The sequence below is a fragment of the Metapseudomonas boanensis genome (assembly GCF_018704125.1).
GTDB classification, from domain to species: domain Bacteria; phylum Pseudomonadota; class Gammaproteobacteria; order Pseudomonadales; family Pseudomonadaceae; genus Metapseudomonas; species Metapseudomonas boanensis.
The window spans coordinates 306,545-326,675 of sequence record NZ_JAGTIS010000002.1; the positions used below are offsets into that span (position 1 = coordinate 306,545).

16 protein-coding genes, 1 pseudogene and 1 riboswitch are annotated in these 20,131 nt (G+C 63.6%); of the genes and pseudogenes, 8 read left to right on the forward strand and 9 right to left on the reverse strand.

Features of this window, described 5'->3' with window-relative positions; genetic code table 11:
- Nucleotides 1-47 precede the first annotated feature (47 nt).
- Nucleotides 48-1,931, reverse strand: a complete 1,884-nt coding sequence (gene thiC / locus J7302_RS05510; protein WP_215371561.1) for a phosphomethylpyrimidine synthase ThiC — start codon at nt 1,929-1,931, stop codon at nt 48-50.
- A gap of 76 nt (nt 1,932-2,007) precedes the next feature.
- Nucleotides 2,008-2,114: riboswitch (TPP riboswitch) on the reverse strand.
- 218 nt (nt 2,115-2,332) lie between these two features.
- Here thiC and J7302_RS05515 point away from each other — a divergent pair.
- Nucleotides 2,333-3,781, forward strand: coding sequence for a TolC family outer membrane protein (locus J7302_RS05515; protein WP_215371564.1), 1,449 nt, complete (start codon nt 2,333-2,335; stop codon nt 3,779-3,781).
- 144 nt (nt 3,782-3,925) lie between these two features.
- On the opposite strand, the gene J7302_RS05520 is transcribed toward J7302_RS05515, so the two are convergent.
- A complete protein-coding gene (locus J7302_RS05520; RefSeq protein ID WP_215371566.1) occupies nt 3,926-5,041 on the reverse strand; it encodes an ABC transporter substrate-binding protein in 1,116 nt (371 codons plus the stop codon).
- A gap of 161 nt (nt 5,042-5,202) precedes the next feature.
- On the opposite strand from J7302_RS05520, the gene J7302_RS05525 reads away from it, so the two are divergent.
- From J7302_RS05525 to J7302_RS05535, 3 genes are all read left to right on the forward strand, one after another.
- Nucleotides 5,203-5,553: a cupin domain-containing protein gene (locus J7302_RS05525; RefSeq protein ID WP_215371568.1), complete on the forward strand. Its 351-nt coding sequence runs from the start codon at nt 5,203-5,205 to the stop codon at nt 5,551-5,553.
- A gap of 26 nt (nt 5,554-5,579) precedes the next feature.
- The gene (locus J7302_RS05530; protein ID WP_215371570.1) at nt 5,580-7,541 is read left to right on the forward strand and encodes an oxidoreductase; all 1,962 of its coding nucleotides are present in this window, start codon (nt 5,580-5,582) and stop codon (nt 7,539-7,541) included.
- 63 nt (nt 7,542-7,604) lie between these two features.
- Nucleotides 7,605-8,201 (forward strand): cupin domain-containing protein, encoded by a 597-nt coding sequence (locus tag J7302_RS05535; protein ID WP_215371572.1) that lies wholly within the window; start codon nt 7,605-7,607, stop codon nt 8,199-8,201.
- A gap of 31 nt (nt 8,202-8,232) precedes the next feature.
- Here the strand turns inward: J7302_RS05535 and waaA are convergent, their stop codons facing one another.
- Both waaA and J7302_RS05545 read right to left on the reverse strand, forming a co-directional pair.
- On the reverse strand, nt 8,233-9,507 hold the full coding sequence (waaA, locus tag J7302_RS05540) for a lipid IV(A) 3-deoxy-D-manno-octulosonic acid transferase (protein ID WP_215371574.1): 1,275 nt from the start codon (nt 9,505-9,507) through the stop codon (nt 8,233-8,235).
- Between the two features lie 48 nt (nt 9,508-9,555).
- The gene (locus J7302_RS05545) at nt 9,556-10,446 is read right to left on the reverse strand and encodes a LysR family transcriptional regulator (protein ID WP_215371577.1); all 891 of its coding nucleotides are present in this window, start codon (nt 10,444-10,446) and stop codon (nt 9,556-9,558) included.
- Nucleotides 10,447-10,542: 96 nt separating this feature from the next.
- Between J7302_RS05545 and J7302_RS05550 the strand changes: the two genes are divergently transcribed.
- The 4 genes from J7302_RS05550 (at nt 10,543) to J7302_RS05565 (ending at nt 13,941) form a co-directional block, all read left to right on the forward strand.
- Nucleotides 10,543-10,875: a DMT family transporter gene (locus tag J7302_RS05550; RefSeq protein WP_215371579.1), complete on the forward strand. Its 333-nt coding sequence runs from the start codon at nt 10,543-10,545 to the stop codon at nt 10,873-10,875.
- 137 nt (nt 10,876-11,012) lie between these two features.
- Entirely contained in the window at nt 11,013-12,188 is a 1,176-nt protein-coding gene (locus J7302_RS05555) for an FAD-dependent oxidoreductase (RefSeq protein WP_215371581.1), read from the forward strand.
- Entirely contained in the window at nt 12,185-12,994 is an 810-nt protein-coding gene (locus J7302_RS05560) for an aldo/keto reductase (RefSeq protein WP_215371583.1), read from the forward strand. The genes J7302_RS05555 and J7302_RS05560 overlap by 4 nt, the downstream gene beginning before the upstream one ends.
- Before the next feature lie 41 nt (nt 12,995-13,035).
- Nucleotides 13,036-13,941: a metal ABC transporter ATPase gene (locus tag J7302_RS05565; RefSeq protein WP_215371586.1), complete on the forward strand. Its 906-nt coding sequence runs from the start codon at nt 13,036-13,038 to the stop codon at nt 13,939-13,941.
- A gap of 91 nt (nt 13,942-14,032) precedes the next feature.
- Here the strand turns inward: J7302_RS05565 and J7302_RS05570 are convergent.
- From J7302_RS05570 to msbA, 5 genes and pseudogenes are all read right to left on the reverse strand, one after another.
- Nucleotides 14,033-14,317 (reverse strand): annotated as a pseudogene (locus J7302_RS05570) (acyl-CoA dehydrogenase family protein); the annotation flags it as partial.
- 42 nt (nt 14,318-14,359) lie between these two features.
- Nucleotides 14,360-14,515, reverse strand: coding sequence for an acyl-CoA dehydrogenase family protein (locus J7302_RS05575; RefSeq protein ID WP_215371588.1), 156 nt, complete (start codon nt 14,513-14,515; stop codon nt 14,360-14,362).
- A gap of 336 nt (nt 14,516-14,851) precedes the next feature.
- On the reverse strand, nt 14,852-16,600 hold the full coding sequence (locus J7302_RS05580; RefSeq protein WP_215371590.1) for a carbamoyltransferase C-terminal domain-containing protein: 1,749 nt from the start codon (nt 16,598-16,600) through the stop codon (nt 14,852-14,854).
- Nucleotides 16,601-16,751: 151 nt separating this feature from the next.
- Complete coding sequence (gene hldE, locus J7302_RS05585) at nt 16,752-18,176, reverse strand: bifunctional D-glycero-beta-D-manno-heptose-7-phosphate kinase/D-glycero-beta-D-manno-heptose 1-phosphate adenylyltransferase HldE (RefSeq protein ID WP_215371592.1); 1,425 nt, start codon at nt 18,174-18,176, stop codon at nt 16,752-16,754.
- A gap of 146 nt (nt 18,177-18,322) precedes the next feature.
- The gene (msbA, locus tag J7302_RS05590; RefSeq protein WP_215371595.1) at nt 18,323-20,131 is read right to left on the reverse strand and encodes a lipid A export permease/ATP-binding protein MsbA; all 1,809 of its coding nucleotides are present in this window, start codon (nt 20,129-20,131) and stop codon (nt 18,323-18,325) included.

The following is a 20,131-nucleotide window of genomic DNA, read 5'->3' on the forward strand; positions in this document are numbered from 1 at the left end:
CGAAAGCCGGGTTCGATGCCCGGCTTTCGGCCTTGCTGCACAGGCTATCAGACCTGTTTGTAGATCACCGATCCCTCGTCCTTGAAGCGTGCGGCCTGTTCCTCGAAGCCGGCCAGGATCGCTTTGCTCTCGTCGCCCAGGCCGTTCTCCTTGGCGTAGTCTCGGACTTCCTGGGTGATCTTCATCGAGCAGAACTTCGGCCCGCACATGGAGCAGAAGTGCGCCACCTTGGCCGAGTCTTTCGGCAGGGTCTCGTCGTGGAACGACCGTGCGGTATCCGGGTCGAGGCCGAGGTTGAACTGGTCTTCCCAGCGGAACTCGAACCGCGCCTTGGACAGCGCGTTGTCGCGGATCTGCGCGCCCGGATGCCCCTTGGCGAGGTCGGCGGCATGGGCGGCGATCTTGTAAGTGATGATGCCGGTCTTCACGTCATCCTTGTTCGGCAGGCCCAGGTGTTCCTTGGGTGTGACGTAACAGAGCATGGCGCAACCGAACCAGCCGATCATCGCCGCGCCGATGCCGGAGGTGATGTGATCGTAGCCGGGCGCGATGTCGGTGGTCAGCGGGCCGAGGGTGTAGAACGGCGCCTCGTCGCAGCACTCCAGCTGCTTGTCCATGTTTTCCTTGATCAGGTGCATCGGCACGTGGCCGGGGCCTTCGATCATGGTCTGCACGTCGTGCTTCCAGGCAATCTGAGTCAGCTCGCCGAGGGTTTCCAGCTCACCGAACTGCGCGGCGTCGTTGGCGTCGGCAATGGAGCCCGGACGCAGGCCATCGCCCAGCGAGAAGCTGACGTCGTAGGCCTTCATGATCTCGCAGATTTCCTCGAAGTGAGTGTAGAGGAAATTCTCCTTGTGATGCGCAAGGCACCACTTGGCCATGATCGAACCACCGCGGGAAACGATGCCGGTGACGCGCTTGGCGGTCAGCGGTACGTAGCGCAGCAGCACGCCAGCGTGGATGGTGAAGTAGTCGACGCCCTGCTCGGCCTGCTCGACGAGGGTGTCGCGGAACAGTTCCCAGGTCAGGTCTTCGGCGATGCCACCGACTTTCTCCAGCGCCTGATAAACCGGCACGGTACCGATCGGCACCGGGCTGTTGCGGATGATCCACTCGCGGGTTTCGTGGATATGCTTGCCGGTGGACAGGTCCATCACGGTGTCCGAGCCCCAACGAATACCCCAGGTCAGCTTGGCCACTTCTTCCTCGATAGAGGAACCCAGAGCCGAGTTGCCGATGTTGCCGTTGATCTTCACCAGGAAGTTGCGGCCGATGATCATCGGCTCCAGCTCCACGTGGTTGATGTTGGCCGGAATGATCGCGCGGCCACGGGCGATTTCCTGGCGCACGAATTCGGGGGTGATCTCTTTCGGAATGGCGGCCCCGAAACTATGCCCGGCATGTTGCTCCTTGAGCAGGCCCGCCTCGCGCGCTTCGGCAAGCTTCATGTTCTCGCGAATGGCGACGTATTCCATTTCGGGCGTGATGATGCCCTTCTTGGCGTAGTGCATCTGCGTGACGTTCTGCCCGGCCTTGGCGCGGCGCGGGTTGCGCACGTGGGCGAAGCGCATGGCCGACAGCTCGGCGTCCGCCAGGCGGCGCTGGCCGAACTCGGAGGTCAGACCCGGCAGGCGCTCGGTGTCGCCACGGTCATCGATCCAAGGCGAGCGCACGTCGGCCAGCCCCTTGCGTACGTCGATGCTGACAGTTGGATCGGTGTAGGGGCCGGAGGTGTCGTAAACGGTGACCGGCGCATTGATCTCGCCGCCGAAGGCGGTGGGCGTCACGTCCAGGCTGATCTCGCGCATGGGCACGCGAATGTCAGGACGCGAGCCTTGGACATAGATCTTCTGAGAACGCGGGAAAGGCTGGATGGATTGCTGGTCGACCTGGGCGATTTCGCTCAGATTCTGTTGTTGTTTTGCGGTCATCGGCTGGCTCCTGGGGTGATGTCGGAGCGAACCTGAAGGCAGAGCGCACCTGGGCTGGTGCAGAGAGGAGCCGCCAGGGGCGACGCATCTTGTTCCCTACGCAGGCCTTAACCTGATCAGGTTCAACGGGATCCGGAACTCTCCGATCTCAGCCTCCGATTCGAGGCACCCCGACAAGAACCCGGCCAGTCTAATCAAGCTCGAACAAGAAAACCAACCCGATGGTCAGAATAAAATGACCGGACCGTCGGGAAATGACGCCAGCCACCTCGCACTCTTCCTTTGTTGCATCCAGGCAACATAGCTTGTTGCTAACTACACTGACACCGCCTGGGAGGCCGCTTGACCGGCCCCGATGGCCCCCGTAGCCTTGCCCGACACCACTGAATCCAGGATTGATCATGCTGCGCAGACTCTCTCTGGCTATCGCCGTGGCCTCCGCATTCGCCGGAAGTGCCTGGGCCGAAGATGCCCCCCTGTCAGCCCGGACGGACCTCGTGACCGTCTACAAGGATGCCGTCGACAACAACGCCGACCTGGCCGCTGCCCGCGCCAACTACGAAGCCCAGCGCGAGGCGGTGCCCCAGGCCCGCTCCGGCCTGCTGCCACAAATCAATGGCGGCGCCACAGCCAACAGTACCCGTACCGAACTGGATGAGCCGTCCAACACCAGCTCGCGCAGTGGCATCGCCTACCAGGCTACCCTGAGCCAACCTATATTCCGGGCTGATCGCTGGTTCCAGCTGAAAGCCGCGCAAGCTGGCACCGAGCAGGCAGCCCTGGAGTTCTCGGCGACCCAGCAGAATCTGATCCTGCAGACCGCCGAGAGTTATTTCTCGGTGCTCCGCGCCCAGGACAACCTGGCCGCCACCAAGGCCGAAGAAGCTGCGTTCAAGCGCCAACTCGACCAAGCCAATGAGCGTTTCGATGTCGGCCTCTCGGACAAGACCGACGTTCTCGAAGCCCAGGCCGGCTACGACACCGCGCGTGCCAACCGGATCATCGCCGAGCGCGACGTGGATGACGCCTTCCAGGCCCTGGTCACCCTGACCAACCGCGAATACAACTCGCTCGAAGGCATCCTGCATACCTTGCCGATCGTCGAGCCCGCGCCGAATGACGCCAAGGCCTGGGTCGACACCGCCGCCCAGCAGAACCTCAACCTGCAAGCCAGTAACTTTGCGGTCGACGCTGCCGAAGAGACGCTGCGCCAGCGCAAGGCCGGCCATGCCCCGACCCTGGACGCGGTGGCCAGCTACCAGAAGGGCGACAACGACAGCCTCGGGTTCAGTAACAGCAACTTCAATGGCGGAACAGGCACCACCTTCGGCAGCGACGTTGAGCAACGCAGCATCGGCCTCGAACTGAATATCCCGATCTACAGCGGTGGCCTGACCAGCTCCCAGGTGCGCGAGTCTTACCAGCGCTTGAGCCAGACCGAACAGCTGCGCGAAAGCCTGCGCCGCCAGGTGGTGCAGAACACTCGCAACTTCCACCGCGCGGTGAACACCGACGTCGAGCAGGTGAAGGCGCGCAAGCAGTCGATCATCTCCAACCAGAGCGCCCTGGAAGCCACCGAGATCGGCTATCAGGTTGGCACTCGCAACATCGTCGACGTGCTCGACGCCCAGCGACAGCTCTACAGTTCGGTGCGTGACTACAACAACGCACGCTACGACTACGTCCTCGACAACCTGCGCCTGAAGCAGGCCGCCGGCACCCTCAGCCCGGCCGACCTGGAGGCCCTGGCCGCTTTCCTCAAGCCTGACTACGACCCGGACAAGGACTTCCTCCCGCCGGACCTGGCCAAGGCCGCCGAAGCCAGCCTGAAGAACCAGACGGAATACTGAGGAATAAAGAAACGCCCCGCATTGCGGGGCGTTTCTATTCCAGGTGTCGAGCGGTCGGTGTGAGGCAGTGGGGGCCTTTCCTGTTGGGCTTCGTGAGCCCAACGGAGCGCTACCTCCGGAGACCAACCAACCCTCGTGCTGCCCCTACTTGGCGGCCCAGCCGTTGAAGCGCTGCTCCAGTTCCTCGCCATGGTCGACCCAGAACTCGACATTCATCGGCAGGGCCTGGGTCATGTTCTGCGGCGAACTCGGCAGCATCTGGGTCAGCGACGGGTCGAGGCTGGCCAGCGTCTTCTGATTGGTCGGCCCGTACGGAATCAGTTTCACGTAATCGGCTTGGTGCTCGGGCTTATTGATGAAGGCGATCAGGCGGTGCGCCTGGTCAGCATGACGCGAGCCCTTGATGATGGCCCAGTAGTCCATGCCGTAGAGGCTTCCCGGCCAGACCACCGAGAAGTTGCGCCCTTCCTGGCGCGCTGCCGCAACGCGGCCGCTGTAGACCGAGGTCATGCTCACGTCGCCCGCCGCCAGCCATTGCACCGGCTGCGCGCCGGCCTCCCACCACTGGATATGTGGCTTGAGTTCATCCAGCTTGGCGAAGGCGCGCTCTACGCCCGCCGGGGTAGCCAGCACCTTGTAGACATCTTCCAGCTTGACGCCATCGGCCAGCAACGCGAACTCCAGGTTGTAGACCGCACGCTTGCGCAAGCCACGCTTGCCCGGAAACTGCTTCACGTCCCAGAAATCGGCCCAGGACGCTGGCGCCTTGGCCAGTTTGTCGACGTCATAGGCCAACGCCACGCTCCACACCATGGACGCCGAGCCGCATTCCTGCGCGGCATCCGGAATCAGCTCGCGGGTATCGCCCAGCTTCTGCCAGTCGAGGCGTTCGAACATGCCCTCGTCACAACCGCGTGCCAGGTCGGGAGCCTCGATCTGCACCAGATCCCAATCGGTGTGGCCGGTATCGACCATGACCTTGATACGCGCCAATTCACCGTTGTACTCGCTCTCGACCAGCGGCTTGCCGTCTGCCTTGCCGAAGGGTTTGAAGAAGGCATCGCTGATAGCTTTCTGCCCGGCACCACCGTAGCTGACCACCACCATCTGGTCGGCGGCCTGGGCACCTCCGACCGCCAGCACAAGGCTGGCCAAGAAACCGTAGCAGGCAGATTTGATGCCTGGATGAGGGCGGCGCGTGATCGGCGACGCCGGGCAGTGGGGATCGGAATGCAGGACAGGCCTGGGCTTTCGACTCATGGCGGTTCACCTCTTGTTTTTGTTGTAGAGCGCCCGGGAAGAGGGCTGAGGGAAAACTAGCCAGCCATAAGTAAAAAAACAAGTTGATTTTTTACTTATGGTAAATTTCTAATGAAAACACAAGAACAACACCCGGCCGGGTCCGGCCGCAGGAGCCCCCCATGTCCGACGTCATTCACTTCAAGCGTGCCGAACAGACCTTCCAGCCTTACTCTGGCCAGCCGCTGGAGCGCGCCGCGATCTGCCGGCTGATCGGCACCGAAGCCAGCAGCACCATGGGCGCGGGCCTGGCACGCTTCGACAACTGTTCCATCAGCTGGACGGTGCTCTACGACGAGCTGATCGTGGTGCTGGAAGGCCGCTTCCGCCTGCGTCTGGGTGATCGCCTGATCGAGGCTGCGCCAGGCGACGTTATCTGGGTCCCGGAGCGCACGCTGTTGGCCTATGAGGGCGACCACGCCTGCGTGTTCTACGCGCTCTACCCCGTCGATTGGCAAACCCGCAACGCCTGATCGCCTCACTCAGAAGGATCCCGCCCATGACCAGTCCCGCATCGGCCTTTCCCCACCTCTTCGAGCCCTTGGAGATTCGCGGCAAGCGCCTGAAGAACCGCATCATGTCCAGCGGGCACGACACCTCGATGCCCGCCGACAACCTGGTCAACGATCAGTTGATCGCCTATCACCGCGCCCGCGCCGAGGGCGGTGTCGGCCTGATTGTGCTGCAGGTGGCCGGCGTTCACGACAGTGCGCGCTACACCTCCCATGTGCTGATGGCTACCGACGATGCCTGCATCGACGGCTACCGGCGCATTGCCGAGGCCTGCCACCAGCAGGGCACTGTCGTGCTCTCGCAGATATTTCACCCGGGGCGGGAAATCATGGAATCCAGCGATGGCCTGCTAGCCGTCGCCTGGTCCGCCTCGGCCTCGCCGAACGAGCGTTTCCGTGTCATGCCGCGCGCCCTCGACCAGGCGATGATCGATGAAATCGTCGCCGGCTACGGCGCCGCCGCCCGGCGTCTGTGCCAGGCGGGCCTGGATGGCGTGGAGATCGTCGCGAGCCACGGCTACCTGCCGGCGCAGTTCCTCAACCCTCGGGTGAATCGCCGAACCGATGCTTACAACGGCGACCTCGACGCTCGTCTGCGCTTCCTCCGCGAGGTGATCGCGGCCGTACGTGCCGAGTGCACCAAGGACTTCATCGTCGGCCTACGAATTTCCGCCGATGAGCGCGACATCGCGGGCCTGACCGAAGACGAATCCTTAAGCGCGGTGCTAGCTCTGCAAGGCCAGCTGGACTACGTGCACATCGTCGCCGGCACTTCCGCCTCCCTCGGCGGCGCCGTCCATATCGTGCCACCCATGGCCATCGAGGCGGCCTACCTGGCGCCGACCGCGGCCAGCTTCAAGGCACGCCTGGAGATTCCGCTGTTCGTCACCGGGCGTATCAACCAGCCGCAGGAGGCCGAACTGATCATCGCCCGCGGCCAGGCCGACGTCTGCGGCATGACCCGCGCACTGATCTGCGACCCGCTGATGCCGAACAAAGCTGCTGCCGGCCGGCATGACGACGTCCGTGCCTGCATCGGCTGCAACCAGGCCTGCATCGGCCACTTCCACCGTGGCTACCCGATCTCCTGCATCCAGCACCCGGAAACCGGCCGCGAACTGCAATATGGCAAACCCAATCCGACTACCCAGCGCAAGCGCGTAATGGTGGTCGGCGGCGGTCCGGCCGGAATGAAGGCGGCCGCCGTCGCCGCCCAGCGCGGGCATGAAGTCACCCTCTTTGAGGCCAGCACCCAACTGGGCGGCCAGGTCCTGCTGGCGCAACTGCTGCCCCGCCGCAGCGAGTTCGGTGGCGCGGCCACCAACCTGCAACGCGAAATGGAACTGGCCGGCGTACAAGTACGACGCAACACCCGCGTCGACCGTGCGCTAGTGGAACAGGAACGGCCCGATCTGGTGATACTCGCCACCGGCGCCAAGCCGTATTGGCCAACCCTGGAACAAGGCGGCGACCTGCAGGTGGTGGATGCCTGGCAAGTGTTGCGGGGAGAGGTACAACTCGGCCAATCGGTGCTGGTCAGCGATTGGCGCGGCGACTGGATCGCCCCGGGTATCGCGGAACGCCTGGCACGCGACGGCCATCAGGTGCGCCTGGCGGTCAGCGGTACGCATTGCGGGGAAAGCCTGCCGCTTTACGTCCGTGACCAGATGGCCGGCGAACTGCATCGACTGGGCATCGCCGTCACGCCCTACGCCCGCCTCTACGGTTATGACGACAGCACCGTCTACACACTGCACTCTGCCAGCGGCGAGGCCATGCTCTTCGAAGAGGTCGACACCCTGGTGCTCTGCCAGGGCCACGAGCCGGTGGACGACCTCGGTACCGAGTTGCAGGGCTTGGTGCCCTTCAAGCGGATCGGCGACTGCATGGCGCCGCGCACCGTGGAAGAAGCCATCTACGAGGGGCTGAAAGTCGCCTGGGAGATCTGACGGCCACGCGTGGTCGCGGCTGCCTTACAATGCCGCGATCGCCGCGCCCGGACCGGAGGAACCATGAGTCCCAGCTTGCCATCGCCGAATGCCGCCACCCCAGCCGAAAGCCAGTTTCTCGGCACGCGCATTCGCGCCCTGCGCAAACGCCGGGGCATGACCCTTAGCGAACTGGCCGAACAGAGCAACCTCACGGCCGGCTATATCAGCCAGTTGGAACGCAATCTGGCCTACCCCTCGATCCCTGCGCTGTTCAACATCGCCCGCAGCCTCGGGGTGACCATCCAGTGGTTCTTCGCCAGCGAGGCCAACACCACGGAAGCCGACAAAGGCTACGTGGTACGCCGCAACAGCCGGATGAGCCTGCATTACGAAGACGGCATCATTGATGAACTACTCAGCCCGCAGCCCAGCCGCCAGTTGGAAATTCTCCATTCGCGGTTCCCGCCAGGCGCCTACAGCGAAGAAAGCTACAGCCACGAAGGTGAGGAAGCCGGCTACATCCTCAGCGGGGAATTCGAGCTTTGGGTGGGCGACAAGCACTTCCTGTTGCAGGAGGGCGACAGCTTCAGCTTCTCCAGCCAGGAGCCACACCGCTACGGCAACCCCGGCGACCGCGACACCCTGGTGCTCTGGGTGATCACGCCGCCAACGTTTTGAGACAGATCACGCTCATAAAGAGCAGAAACGCCTATCGGGAGCCAAGCAAGCGCGAAAGTCCCGCCAGCAGCCTCTCCAGCGAACCCTGGTTGGCCCTCAGCACTGCCAGGCCGGCTTCACGCATGGCAGCCGTGCCGGCAGCATCGTTCCAGAGCCCGGCAACCTGAGTCGCAAGCTCTCCGGCATCCGTCACTTCGAGCAGCGCCCCCGCCTCGCGCAATTGCGCGGAGATCTCGAGGAAGTTGAACAGGTGCGGACCTGCCAGCACCGGCTTGCCAAGCGCGGCTGGCTCCAGCAGGTTGTGCCCGCCGTTGGGCACCAGGCTGCCGCCGACGAAGGCGACATCGACCAAGGCATAGAGGAAGAGCAGCTCACCCATGGTGTCGCCCAGCAACATCTGGGTTTCGCCCGTCACCGGCGCACCACTGGAGCGACGCACCGTGACCAGCCCCTCACGACGGCACAGCTCGAAGACAGAGTCGAAGCGCTCTGGATGGCGTGGCACCAGGATCAGCAAGGCATCTGGCCGTTCATGCAGCAATTGGCGATGGGCAGCCAGGATGACCTCGTCTTCGCCGGCGTGAGTGCTGGCGGCGATCCAGGTTGGCCGCTGAGTCGTCGCCCACTGCACACGCAACTCGAGCGCTCGGGCTGTGAGGTTTGGATCTATGTGGAGGTCGAATTTGATCGATCCGGTCACGCCAACACATTCAGGCCGCGCGCCCAAACGCCGGAAACGCTCCGCCTCGGCCTCGGTCTGAACGGCGATCCAGCTCAGCTCCGCCAGCATCGGCCCAGTCAGCTTTTGGAAACGCGCGTAGCCACGGGCCGAGCGCTCTGACAGGCGCGCGTTGGCCAGCGCGACCGGAATCCCGCGCCTGGCACATTGATGGATATGGTTCGGCCACAGTTCCGTTTCCATGATCACCGCCAGTTTCGGCCGCGCGCGATCGAGGAAGCGGGCCGCTGCCCAAGGCAGGTCATACGGCAGGTAGCAGTGCTGCACAGAGTCGCCGAACAGCGCCTGGATACGCTCCGAGCCCGTCGGCGTCATGCAGGTGATGGTGATCGGCAGGCCCGGATAGCGCGCCTGCAGGGCACGCACCATGGGTGCTGCAGCGATGCTTTCGCCCACCGAGACGGCGTGGACCCAGATGCCGCCAGGCTTGAGAGTCCCGAGGCCAAAGGCGAAGCGCTCGCGGATGCGCCGCGCATAGGCCGGCGCGCGCCAGGCCCGCCAAGCCAGGCGCGCCGCAACCAGCGGCAGCCCGAGATGGAAGAGCAAGGTATAGAGGGTGCGATTCATGGGCGCGGAGCTTAGCGTGACTCGACGTCGATGGCATCACCAACATGCTCAACCCATCGCGTGCAGGTGCTCCGCGAGGCTGTCTGCTAGCCAGAGTGCGGCAGGCCCCAGGGCCTCATCGCGCCGACACACCAACTCCACCACCAGCGACGGTGGCGTCCAGTCGCTGCGTAGTTCGATCAGATGGTCCTGGTAAGCCGGGTACTGCGCCACATGGCGCGGCAGCCAGGCCCAGCCCAGGTCGCGCATCAGCAGTTCGGCCATGACGTAGAAGCTGTCGGCGCGCCACACCTGCGGGCTGAGCTGTTCCCCGCCTGGGTAGTGACTATCCTGAGGCGACATCAACAACTGGCGATGGCGCGCCAGCTCGCGGCGATCGGCATAGGCGGAGGTGGAGGCGGCCAGGGGATGCCCCGCGCCGCAGACGGTCACCATTTCGATGGTGCCCAGACGCTGACGTTCCAGCGCATCGGGCATTTGCTCATGGTGGAACAGCAACCCCAGGTCGGCCCGCCGCTCGAGCAGTTTGCGCGCTACGTCGCCCTGAGCGCCACTGGCCAACTGTACTTCCAGCAGCGGGAATGCCCGGCCCAGCGCATCCAGGCTGGACAGCACCGGCTGGTAGGGCATGGCCTCGTCCTGTGCCAGGCGCAACCGCGCCTCTTCACCGCGTGCCAGTCCCAGGGCTCGTCCTTCAAGGCGCTGGCACTGGCGCAGGACCTCCCGCGCCTCTTCCAGCAGTGCTCGCCCAGCGTCCGTCAAACGCGGCTGCCGGCCGCTGCTGCGGTCGAACAACTGCACACCCAGATCCTCCTCGAGCAGCGCGATGCCGCTGCTGACCGCCGATTGCGCTCGCCGCAGCTGCCTGGCCACCGCAGAAAAAGACTGCCCTTCGGCGACACTGACAAAAAGTCGGATTTGCTCAAGATTCCACTGCATGATCAGATCAACCTATCTCATTAACAGATAGGTAATGACTTTACCCCATCGCTGGAGAACTTAGAATTCCTCCTCATTGAACGGGAGGACCTGACCATGACCGGCTACATCTACCTCGCTATCGCTATCGCTGCCGAAGTCGTCGCCACCACCTCCATGAAGGCCATCGACGGCTTCAACAAGCCGCTGCCGCTGCTGCTCGTGATCGGTGGCTACGCCATTGCCTTCTGGATGCTGACCCTTGTAGTGCGCAGCATCCCGGTGGGAATTGCCTACGCGGTCTGGGCGGGGCTGGGCATCGTGCTGGTCAGCATCGCCGCACTCGTTCTTTACCAGCAGAAGCTGGATGCACCGGCCGTGTTCGGGATGGGCCTGATCGTCTCCGGGGTGGTAGTGATCCAGCTGTTTTCCAACAGCACCGGCCACTGACCCACAACCGCCGCGTCTCAGCCTGTGTTCAACGCTGCATAACCGAACGCGGTAGTTTTCACACAGTCTGGGGCGCCCGTCTGACGCCTGCGGCCGACAGGTTATACTGCGCGCCTGTTTTCCCTTGAGGCGCTCCCATGCCCCAGCCCCTTTCCACCGACGTCCTCATCCTCGGCGGCGGCATCGCCGGCCTCTGGCTCAACGCGAGCCTCCGCCGCCAGGGCTTCGCCACCCTGCTGGTAGAGAACGCCAGCCTCGGCGGCGGCCAGAGCGTGAAATCCCAGGGCATCATCCACGGCGGCGCCAAGTACGCACTGCACGGCGCCCTCACCGGCGCCTCGGAAGCGATCGCCGATATGCCGCGCCGCTGGCGCGAAGCCCTCGCGGGCAACGGCGAACTGGACCTCACCGGCGTACGCCTGCTTTCCGATGCGCACTACCTATGGTCACCCGGCACCTTGGCCGGCAACCTCACCAGTTTCTTCGCCAGCAAGGCCGTGCGCGGCCGCGTCGACCAGGTCAAGGGCGATGCCCTGCCGCCGGCGCTGCAACACCCGAAATTCAAGGGCAAGGTCTACCGCCTCGCTGAACTGGTGCTGGACGTGCCCAGCCTGATTGCGCGGTTAGCGGACCTGGCCGGCGACGGACTGCTCGCTGCACGCGAGGTCGAGCCGCTGTTGGAAGAGGGCCTGTTGGCCGGCCTGCGCCTCGACGGCCGTGAAGTCCGCGCGCAGCGCATCGTGCTCAGCGCCGGCGCCGGCAACCAGGCCCTGCTGCATGCCCTGGGCCTGCAGCAACCCGCCATGCAGCGCCGCCCGCTGCATATGGTCATGGTCAAGGCACCGAGCCTGAAACCGCTCTACGCCCACTGCCTGGGCGGCGGGCCGAAACCACGCGTGACCGTGACCAGCCACCCCGCTGCCGATGGCCAGTGGGTCTGGTACCTCGGGGGCGACCTGGCCGAAGCTGACGGCGTAGCCCGCAACGAAACCGAGCAAATCGCCGCCGCCGAACAGGAGCTGCGCCAGTTGCTGCCGTGGATCGATCTGTCGGCCGCACAGTGGGCCACGCTGCGCGTCGACCGCGCGGAGCCCGCACAGTCCGGCCTGGTTCGCCCGGACAACGCCTTCCTCAGCGAACATGGTCGCCTGCTGGTCGGCTGGCCGACCAAGCTGGCCCTGGCACCCGACTTCACCGACCGCGTGCTGGCCGCCCTCGCCCGCGACGGCGTGGCCCCCTCTTCACATGCGCCTTTACCCGCCCTGCCCCGCCCACCGCTGGCGCAGCCGGCCTGGGAGGAACTGCTCGGATGACCAGCCTGCACCCCTTCCATCGCCCGCTCGGCAGTACCGGCCTGATGGTCTCGCCGCTGGGCCTAGGCACCGTGAAGCTTGGCCGCGACCAAGGCGTGAAGTACCCCAATGGTTTCACCATTCCCGACGACACCGAGGCCCGCCAGCTATTGGCCATGGCCCGCGACTTGGGCATCAACCTGATCGACACCGCGCCGGCGTATGGGCGCAGCGAGGAGCGGCTCGGTCCGCTGCTGCGCGGCCAGCGTGAAGACTGGGTGATCGTCAGCAAAGTGGGCGAAGAGTTCGAAGCGGGCCAATCGCGCTTCGACTTCAGCCCCGAACACACCCGTTTCTCGGTGGAGCGCAGCCTCAAACGCTTGGAAACCGACTTCATCGACCTGATGCTGATCCACTCGGACGGCAACGACGTCGCCATCCTGCAGGAGAGCGGAGTCCTCGAGACCCTCGCCGAGCTGAAACAGGCCGGCAAGATCCGAGCTTTCGGGCTCTCGGGCAAGACCGTCGAAGGAGGCCTTCTGGCGCTGCAACAGGGCGATTGCGCCATGGTTACCTACAACCTCGCCGAACAGGGCGAGAAGCCGGTGCTGGACTACGCGGCCCAGCATGGCAAGGGCATCCTGATCAAGAAGGCCCTGGCCAGCGGCCATGCCTGCTTGGGCGCCGGCGTCGACCCGGTGCGGGCCAGTTTCGAGCTGATCTTTGGTCACCCCGGGGTGACCAGCGCGATAATCGGGACCATCAATCCGCTGCATCTGTCCCATAATGTTGCGACGGCCGCCGCAGTGATCAGCAGCCTGAGCTAGCGCCGCATTCGCGGCCGACCCCGACGCAAGAAGGAGCCGACATGCCGCGAATCCTTGACCGGAAAGACCCCAGCGCCTTCAAGACACTGCCTCTACATGTCGAGGCCAGCGCCGACGCCCTGAGCTACCAGAGCCTGGGGCGGCCGCTGAACTTCTCGCAGATGCTGGAACGCCGCCGGCCAGTACAAGTGAACGACAGCCGGCGTTTTGCGGTGGAGTTGGCCAACCTGGGGGTTTCGGTGCGCCTCACCCTCGGCCTGCAGGGGCGCGATTATTGGCTGGTAGTGCGCCAGCGCCGCCAAGACCGCGGTGATACCGTCCTCAAGCTGATCTCCGGCTATGTGCCAGCCCACGAACTGAACCTGCCGCTGCTCACCGCCATTCAGGAAGTGGCTGAAGAGTGCCTGATCGAAACGCCCGAAGGCTGGCTGGCCGGTCGCTTCGGCGACACCTGGCTGCCGACGCCCTATCAGAAAACCCTGCATTATCGTCAGGCCAACCATTTCCGCCTGAGCCCGCTGTCAGGTGCCGCGCGGCCGGTACGAACCGGAAGCCTGACCCTGCTGGAGCGCCCCCAGGCCTATGTGCACCTGCCTACTGCGTCGCTGCAACTGGTCTACGACCTGCGCCTGGAGCTGCCTAGGGACAGCCGTCACGTGAGCCTCTTCCACGTCGACGAAACGCTGCAGGATGGCGAATTGGTGGCCTGCCTGCAGCGCCGCCGCCCGGACATCTACCTGCTGCCGCTGGCCCAGGGCAAACCCACGGGCGAGTTGCTGACATTGCTCAAGGGCGAGCTGAAACCAGCAAGCACCCGCGGCGTCTGGCTGTCGGAAAGCTTCGCCGAAGCCGATGGCTGGCTGGTACGCGAAGAACGGGTGCGTTGGAAGGACTGGTTGGCAAACAACGGTGCTGCAAAAGCCTGCAGCAGCCGCAAAGCCTGCTGAGCCAGGCGAACAAGATCCAGCGCCTTAGCCTGTAGTTCAATAGGGGAACCCGAACTGAAGTCCGGGCTACGATCAGGGCAGCGCCACCGGGCTACTTCAGCTCGCTGGAAGTCTTGCCGAGCAGCCGCCGCGCAACGATCAGCAGTTGAATCTGCTGGGTACCCTCGAAGACATCGAGGATCTTGGAATCACGGGCCCATATCCCCAGCAGCTCGTCCTCGCCGTACCCCAATGCCCCAGCCTTGGCTTTGGCGATGGAGGCCTCTTTCGAATTGGGCTGCTTGTTGTCGGCCATCCACGCAGCCTTCAGCGCCAGCAGCCGGGCCGCGTCCCATTCGGCCTCCAGGCGATGCCAGGTCGCCTCGGCATCACTCACGCCATACTGAGTCAGCCCCAGTTCATGGACGTGGTTGAGCCGTTACGCCGGAACGGTAGCCTGGGCGTCCACTTCATGAGCCGCCGGGCACAGCACGTCTTGGGCGAAGCCTTTGAGCATGCCGACGAGCATCTGCTGTTCATCGGAGAGCGTCAGCTCGAGCAGGTCGTCCGGGCTGCCCAGAAGTGGTGTTTTCACCGCGCGCCGGGCAGCCTGTCGGAAGCCGGCACGACTGCCGCTGTAGATGAGTTTTCAGAAAGCCTTGCGCAACTTCGGGTGATCCGGCCAATGGGCCTGGGCCACGAGACTCAGAACGGCCAGGGCGCGGCCCTGCGGGGAGGAGGCCCTGGTGTCTCATTCCCTGCAACTGACGATGTCAGGAGAATGCGCGCAGGGATTGTCGGCGACTATGACCGCCTTGCCTCTGGCAATTGGCAGGTCAGCCAGATCCAGCCTGGCTCTGGCCACAAACGACAACGCCCTGCGGATTCAAACCGCAAGGCGTTGTCGTCAGTGGCGTTCGCGGCTGGCGTGTCAGCTGGACGGTGCCGAGCGATCCGAGCCGTGTGCAGCGCCTGGGAATACCAGGCCGCCATCGCAGACCAGGAAGTCGATCCGGTTGTCGGCAAGGGCCTGCAGGGCCTCTTCCGGCGTATTGATGATCGGCTCTTCGTGGGCGTTGAAGCTGGTATTCACCAAGGTTGGCAGTCCGGTCTTCACCTTGAACGCCTGCAGGATGTCGTAGTACAGCGGATTGCTCGCGCGCTCGATGATCTGCGGTCTCGCGGTGCCATCGACATGCACCACCGCCGGAATCTTGTCTGCCCACTCGGGATTGACCTTGGTGGTGATCGTCATGAACCGGCAGGCGTATCGATTCCGCTGGTTGATGTCGTACACGCGCTCGGCATCGACATCCAGGACATAAGGTGCAAAAGGCATGAACTCAGTGCGCTGCAAACGCTTGTTGATGCTGTCGTTGACTTCACGCTGCGCCGGGCTCGCCAGGATAGTCCGCGCGCCAAGGGCACGTGGGCCCATCTCCATGGCGCCATAGAAGATCGCTCCCACCCAGTTATCAGCAAGTAGCTGGGCGGTTTTCTCGACATAGCCGGACTCGCGTTCGACCCGGAAGCCGAGCCGTTCGCCAGCGCTGAGCAAGTCCTCACCGGTGTAGGGCCATCCAAAATACAGGTGATCCAGGCGATCACGCGTCAAATTGGCGAGCCCACGCGTCGCCACCCAGTAGTCGACACAAGCACCGACTGGCAGCCCTTCATCGCCCATTGCCGGGAAAATGAAGACTTCTTCGATCTCCGGCAATGCCGCAACCAGCTGATTCAGGCGCACATTGGAAAATACGCCGCCACTCATGGCGATGTACTTGGCCGGGTTCTTCTTCAGCAGTGCCTGCAACCAGCGCAACACCACCCGTTCGGTACCCACCTGGATGGATGCGGCGATGTCTTCGTTGGAAAGGCCCCGGAACATTTCGCCAAGCGCTGCATGCAGGGCCTTGTTGTCCGCCAACTCGGTGTAGATTCGGCCGTCGTCATCGATCGGGAACAGCGCAACGATCTGATCGGCCACCTTCGGCTGACCGAAGGCCGCAAGACCGGTCAACTTGCCTTCATGGCGGTTTGGTTTGAAACCACAGGCAGCGGTCGCATAGGCGTAGGCCAGCCCAATGGAGGCGCCTTCGTTCTGTGGCTGGTCGAGCAGCGTTTCTTCGCCGCCCCAGATCAGTTTCAGTTGCTGATCGGCAAGCAGGTACGCTGAGTATTGCGCGGCATCGCCACCGCCATCACAGCTCACCAGGAGGGTATCGCCAGACCAGTCGCAATAGCGCAGTGACGACATCACATGCGCACGATGGTGGTTGGCGAAGTGCATGGCGACATCGGCCCGCAGGCCCATGTGTTGGCGCAACTTGGGAAGGTCGAGGAACGTTTCTGCATCCAGGTTCCTGGTACGCATCATCAGCGACCCCAGCGAGCGATCACGCTGCTGGTTGAGCATCTTCCGACGAACATCTCTGAACGGGAGTGCGCCGGTCTTGAAACAGGACACAGGGAACTTCATCCGCGTAAACGCGATCACATCAATCTGGGAACGGGAGATACCGGCAATCCGCAGCACTTCATCCACTGATTGCAGATCGAAGAAACCGCCATCATTCTTGACCCGATTCAGACGCTCCTCTTTGCAGAATGCCAGGAGCTTGTCGTCCGCAAATAGGCACGCACCCGCATCATGCCCCGTATGAATCCCCATGATGTACATAATTCAAAGTTACCTTTTATTGATCAACGACTGTCGATTGAAATAGTGAATTACAGATCGGCAGTCTTATCTTTGTGTCCACTTCATGGCGGCACGGATCAGCTACGCCCATGACAGCCCGCGCGTTCAAAAAAGAGCTCCCCAAGAGCCCTCAGGAACGATCGCGAATCCTGTTGACGATTGCGGTGGTCGAACTGTTCTCCACCAGTCCGAGCACCCTGACCTCACCGCCATAAGCCCGGACGATATCGGCGCCAACCACCTGATCGATGCCGTAGTCGCCACCTTTGACCAGTACGTCCGGCTTGATCTGGGCCAGCAACCGCTCGGGGGTGTCCTCGGTAAAGCTGACCACCCAATCCACTGCGCCAAGGCCAGCCAGCACGGCCATGCGTCGCTCCACGCTGTTGATGGGCCGGCCCGGCCCCTTGAGGCGGCTGACCGACGCATCGTCATTGACCGCCAGCACCAGGCGGTCGCCTTGAGCCCGAGCCTGTTCCAGGTAGGTCACATGACCCGCATGAAGAATGTCGAAACAGCCATTGGTGAAAACGATCTTCTCGCCGTGGGCCCGGGCATCCTCTATCGCGACCAGCAGCTGTTCCAGGCCAAGAACGCCGCGCTCCGAGCCTTGCTCGCGCTGTACCGCGCGACGCAATTCGGGAGCGCTGATGGCCGCAGTACCCAGCTTGCCGACCACGATGCCAGCAGCCAGGTTGGCCAGGGCCACGGCCTGCGGCAGGTCTTCACCGGCAGCCAAGGCAGCCGCCAGGGTAGAAATCACGGTATCACCGGCGCCAGTGACGTCGAACACCTCGCGGGCGCGGGCCGGCAGGTGCAGTGCCTGATGACCAGGGCGTAGCAGAGTCATGCCATGCTCGCCACGGGTCACCAGCAGCGCGCCCAACTCAAGTTCCTGCATCAGCGCGGCGCCCTTGGCCACCAGGTCGGCCTCGTCTGCGCAGTTGCCGACAATGGCTTCGAACTCGCTGAGGTTGGGGGTGATCAGGCTGGCGCCCCGGTAGATGCCGAAGTCCTTGCCCTTGGGGTCGGCCAACACCGGGACACCCGCGCGACGAGCGGCCTGGATCAGCACCTGATGGTTCTTCAGCGCGCCCTTGCCGTAATCGGACAGCACCAGCACCTTGGCCGTGGAGAGCAGACGCTCGACATCGGACGCCACCGCCTCGGCATCAGTGTCGAAGGCTTGCTCGAAGTCCATTCGCAACAGTTGCTGATGGCGGCTCAAGACCCGCAGCTTGACGATGGTCGGCTGCTGCGCGAGACGCTGAAAATGCACGGCCACGCCCGCGGCCTGCAAGCTGTCGGTCAGGCTATCGGCAGCCTCGTCGGTACCGGTGATACCGATCAGCGTGGCGGGTGCGCCAAGGGCTGCGATGTTCAGGGCAACGTTGGCCGCCCCGCCTGGGCGGTCCTCGATCTGATCGACCTTGACCACCGGGACCGGCGCTTCGGGCGAAATACGCGACGTGCCACCATGCCAGTAACGGTCGAGCATGACGTCGCCCACCACCAGAACGGGGGCCTGATCGAAACGGGGCATGGACAGCTTCATGGTGTCTCCGAGCGTCAAAAACGGCGCGGATCATAACATAGCAGCTCTACAGCCCAGAGTTCCCGAATCAGCTGGCAGACGGGTAGGAAGCGCTCGGAGCCCCCTGCCACACGGCATGTCCGCCCCTGGAGGCAATTTGCCGCCGATCATTTCGCTTCGGCAACACCTTCCTCAGCGAACTGATTGGCATGCAGGCGCGCGTAGTAACCATTCTGCGCCAGCAGCTCGGCATGGGTACCGCGCTCGACGATCCGCCCCTGATCCATGACCAGGATCAGGTGGGCTTTCTCGATCGTGCTCAAGCGGTGGGCGATCACCAACGTGGTGCGCCCGCTCATGACCCGGTCCAGGGCCGCCTGGATATGCCGCTCGGACTCTGTGTCCAACGCCGAAGTCGCCTCGTCCAGCACCAGCACCGGGGCGTTCTTCAGCAAGGCACGGGCAATTGCCAGGCGCTGGCGCTGGCCGCCAGAGAGCAACACGCCGTTTTCACCGACTTCGGTATCGAAGCCCTGCGGCAGCTTGTCGACGAACTCCCGGGCGTACGCCGCCTCGGCCGCGCGTTCGATCTCCTCGCGCGGCGTACCGGCCAGGTCACCGTAAGCGATGTTGTTCGCCACCGAATCGTTGAACAGGGTCACCTGCTGGGTCACCAGCGCAATATGCCGGCGCAGGTTGCGCAAGCGATACTGCTCGACATCCACGCCATCCAGCAGGATCTGTCCTTGATTGTGGTGGTAGAAACGCGGAATCAGATTGGCCAGGGTCGACTTGCCGCTGCCGGAGCGACCGACCAACGCCACCATCTGTCCAGGCTCGGCGGTAAAGCTGATGCCCTGCAATACGGGTTTGTCCGTGCCGGGGTACTGGAAGCTCAGGTCACGCACGTCGAGACGGCCACTGGTGCGCTCGCGCTCGACGGTGCCCTCGTCCAGTTCGGGTGTTTCGTCCAACTGCTCAAAGATGCTTTCGGCACCCGCGACGCCTTTCTGCACCGTGGAGCTGACTTCTGAAAGCTGCCGGATGGGCTTGGGCAATAGGCCCGCGATGGTGATGTAGGCCACCAGGTCCCCCGCCGAAGCATCGCCGCGCAGCAGCAGCACCAGGAACATCAACACCGCCATGGCGGAGAAGATCACCAGTTGCAGCATCGGCGTGTAGATGGCGGACGTCTTGGTCATGCGCAGCTGTTTCTTTGTATTACCCTCACTGGCGTTGAGGAAACGCGCCTGCTCGTAGGGCTCGCCACCGAAGCTGCGCACCACGCGATAACCCTGGATGGTCTCGGACGCCACGTGGGTCACGTCTCCCATGGCAACCTGGATCTTCTTGCTCTGCTTGCGGAACTTGCGACTGGCGCTGCTGACCATCAGTGCCACCAGCGGCAGGATTGCCAGCATGACCAGCGTCAGCTTCCAGTTCATCCACAGCAGCGTGGCGAACAGGAAGATCACGGTCATGCCCTCGCGGATCACCACCTTGATCGCATCGGTCGCCGCACCTGTGACCATGGTGACGTTGAAGGTGATCCGGGAAATCAGGTGGCCCGAGTTATGGCTGTCGAAGTAGCGGTTGGGCAGCACCAGCAGGTTGTTGAACAGGGCCACCCGCAGATCGTGCACCAGGCCAAGGGAGACCCTGGCCAGGAAATAGTTGCCCAGAAAGGACCCGAGACCCTGCCAGGCGGCAATCAGCACAATCAGCAGTGGCACGGCCTGCAGAAGCTTCAGGTCCCCGACATAGGGCACGTTGGGAAACAGCACGGCATCGGGGTTGGTCAGCCCGTCGACGAAGTACTTGAGCATCCCGCCCAGCATCGGCTGCGTGGAGGCGAAGATGATGAAGCCGATGATGCTGATGAAGAACAGGCCGATGTAGGGCCTTACGTAGCCCAGCAGTCGCAGGTAGATCTTGAGACTCGAGGCCCCGGAGGCGCTGAGGGGGTGATCGGACAT

What these genes read in the sequence shown, in the direction of transcription:
- thiC (WP_215371561.1), bottom strand. Translation starts at nt 1,931, where the DNA reads ATGACCGCAAAACAACAACAGAATCTGAGCGAAATCGCCCAGGTCGAC.
- J7302_RS05515 (WP_215371564.1), top strand. Translation starts at nt 2,333, where the DNA reads ATGCTGCGCAGACTCTCTCTGGCTATCGCCGTGGCCTCCGCATTCGCC.
- J7302_RS05520 (WP_215371566.1), bottom strand. Translation starts at nt 5,041, where the DNA reads ATGAGTCGAAAGCCCAGGCCTGTCCTGCATTCCGATCCCCACTGCCCG.
- J7302_RS05525 (WP_215371568.1), top strand. Translation starts at nt 5,203, where the DNA reads ATGTCCGACGTCATTCACTTCAAGCGTGCCGAACAGACCTTCCAGCCT.
- J7302_RS05530 (WP_215371570.1), top strand. Translation starts at nt 5,580, where the DNA reads ATGACCAGTCCCGCATCGGCCTTTCCCCACCTCTTCGAGCCCTTGGAG.
- J7302_RS05535 (WP_215371572.1), top strand. Translation starts at nt 7,605, where the DNA reads ATGAGTCCCAGCTTGCCATCGCCGAATGCCGCCACCCCAGCCGAAAGC.
- waaA (WP_215371574.1), bottom strand. Translation starts at nt 9,507, where the DNA reads ATGAATCGCACCCTCTATACCTTGCTCTTCCATCTCGGGCTGCCGCTG.
- J7302_RS05545 (WP_215371577.1), bottom strand. Translation starts at nt 10,446, where the DNA reads ATGCAGTGGAATCTTGAGCAAATCCGACTTTTTGTCAGTGTCGCCGAA.
- J7302_RS05550 (WP_215371579.1), top strand. Translation starts at nt 10,543, where the DNA reads ATGACCGGCTACATCTACCTCGCTATCGCTATCGCTGCCGAAGTCGTC.
- J7302_RS05555 (WP_215371581.1), top strand. Translation starts at nt 11,013, where the DNA reads ATGCCCCAGCCCCTTTCCACCGACGTCCTCATCCTCGGCGGCGGCATC.
- J7302_RS05560 (WP_215371583.1), top strand. Translation starts at nt 12,185, where the DNA reads ATGACCAGCCTGCACCCCTTCCATCGCCCGCTCGGCAGTACCGGCCTG.
- J7302_RS05565 (WP_215371586.1), top strand. Translation starts at nt 13,036, where the DNA reads ATGCCGCGAATCCTTGACCGGAAAGACCCCAGCGCCTTCAAGACACTG.
- J7302_RS05580 (WP_215371590.1), bottom strand. Translation starts at nt 16,600, where the DNA reads ATGTACATCATGGGGATTCATACGGGGCATGATGCGGGTGCGTGCCTA.
- hldE (WP_215371592.1), bottom strand. Translation starts at nt 18,176, where the DNA reads ATGAAGCTGTCCATGCCCCGTTTCGATCAGGCCCCCGTTCTGGTGGTG.
- msbA (WP_215371595.1), bottom strand. Translation starts at nt 20,131, where the DNA reads ATGTCCGATCACCCCCTCAGCGCCTCCGGGGCCTCGAGTCTCAAGATC.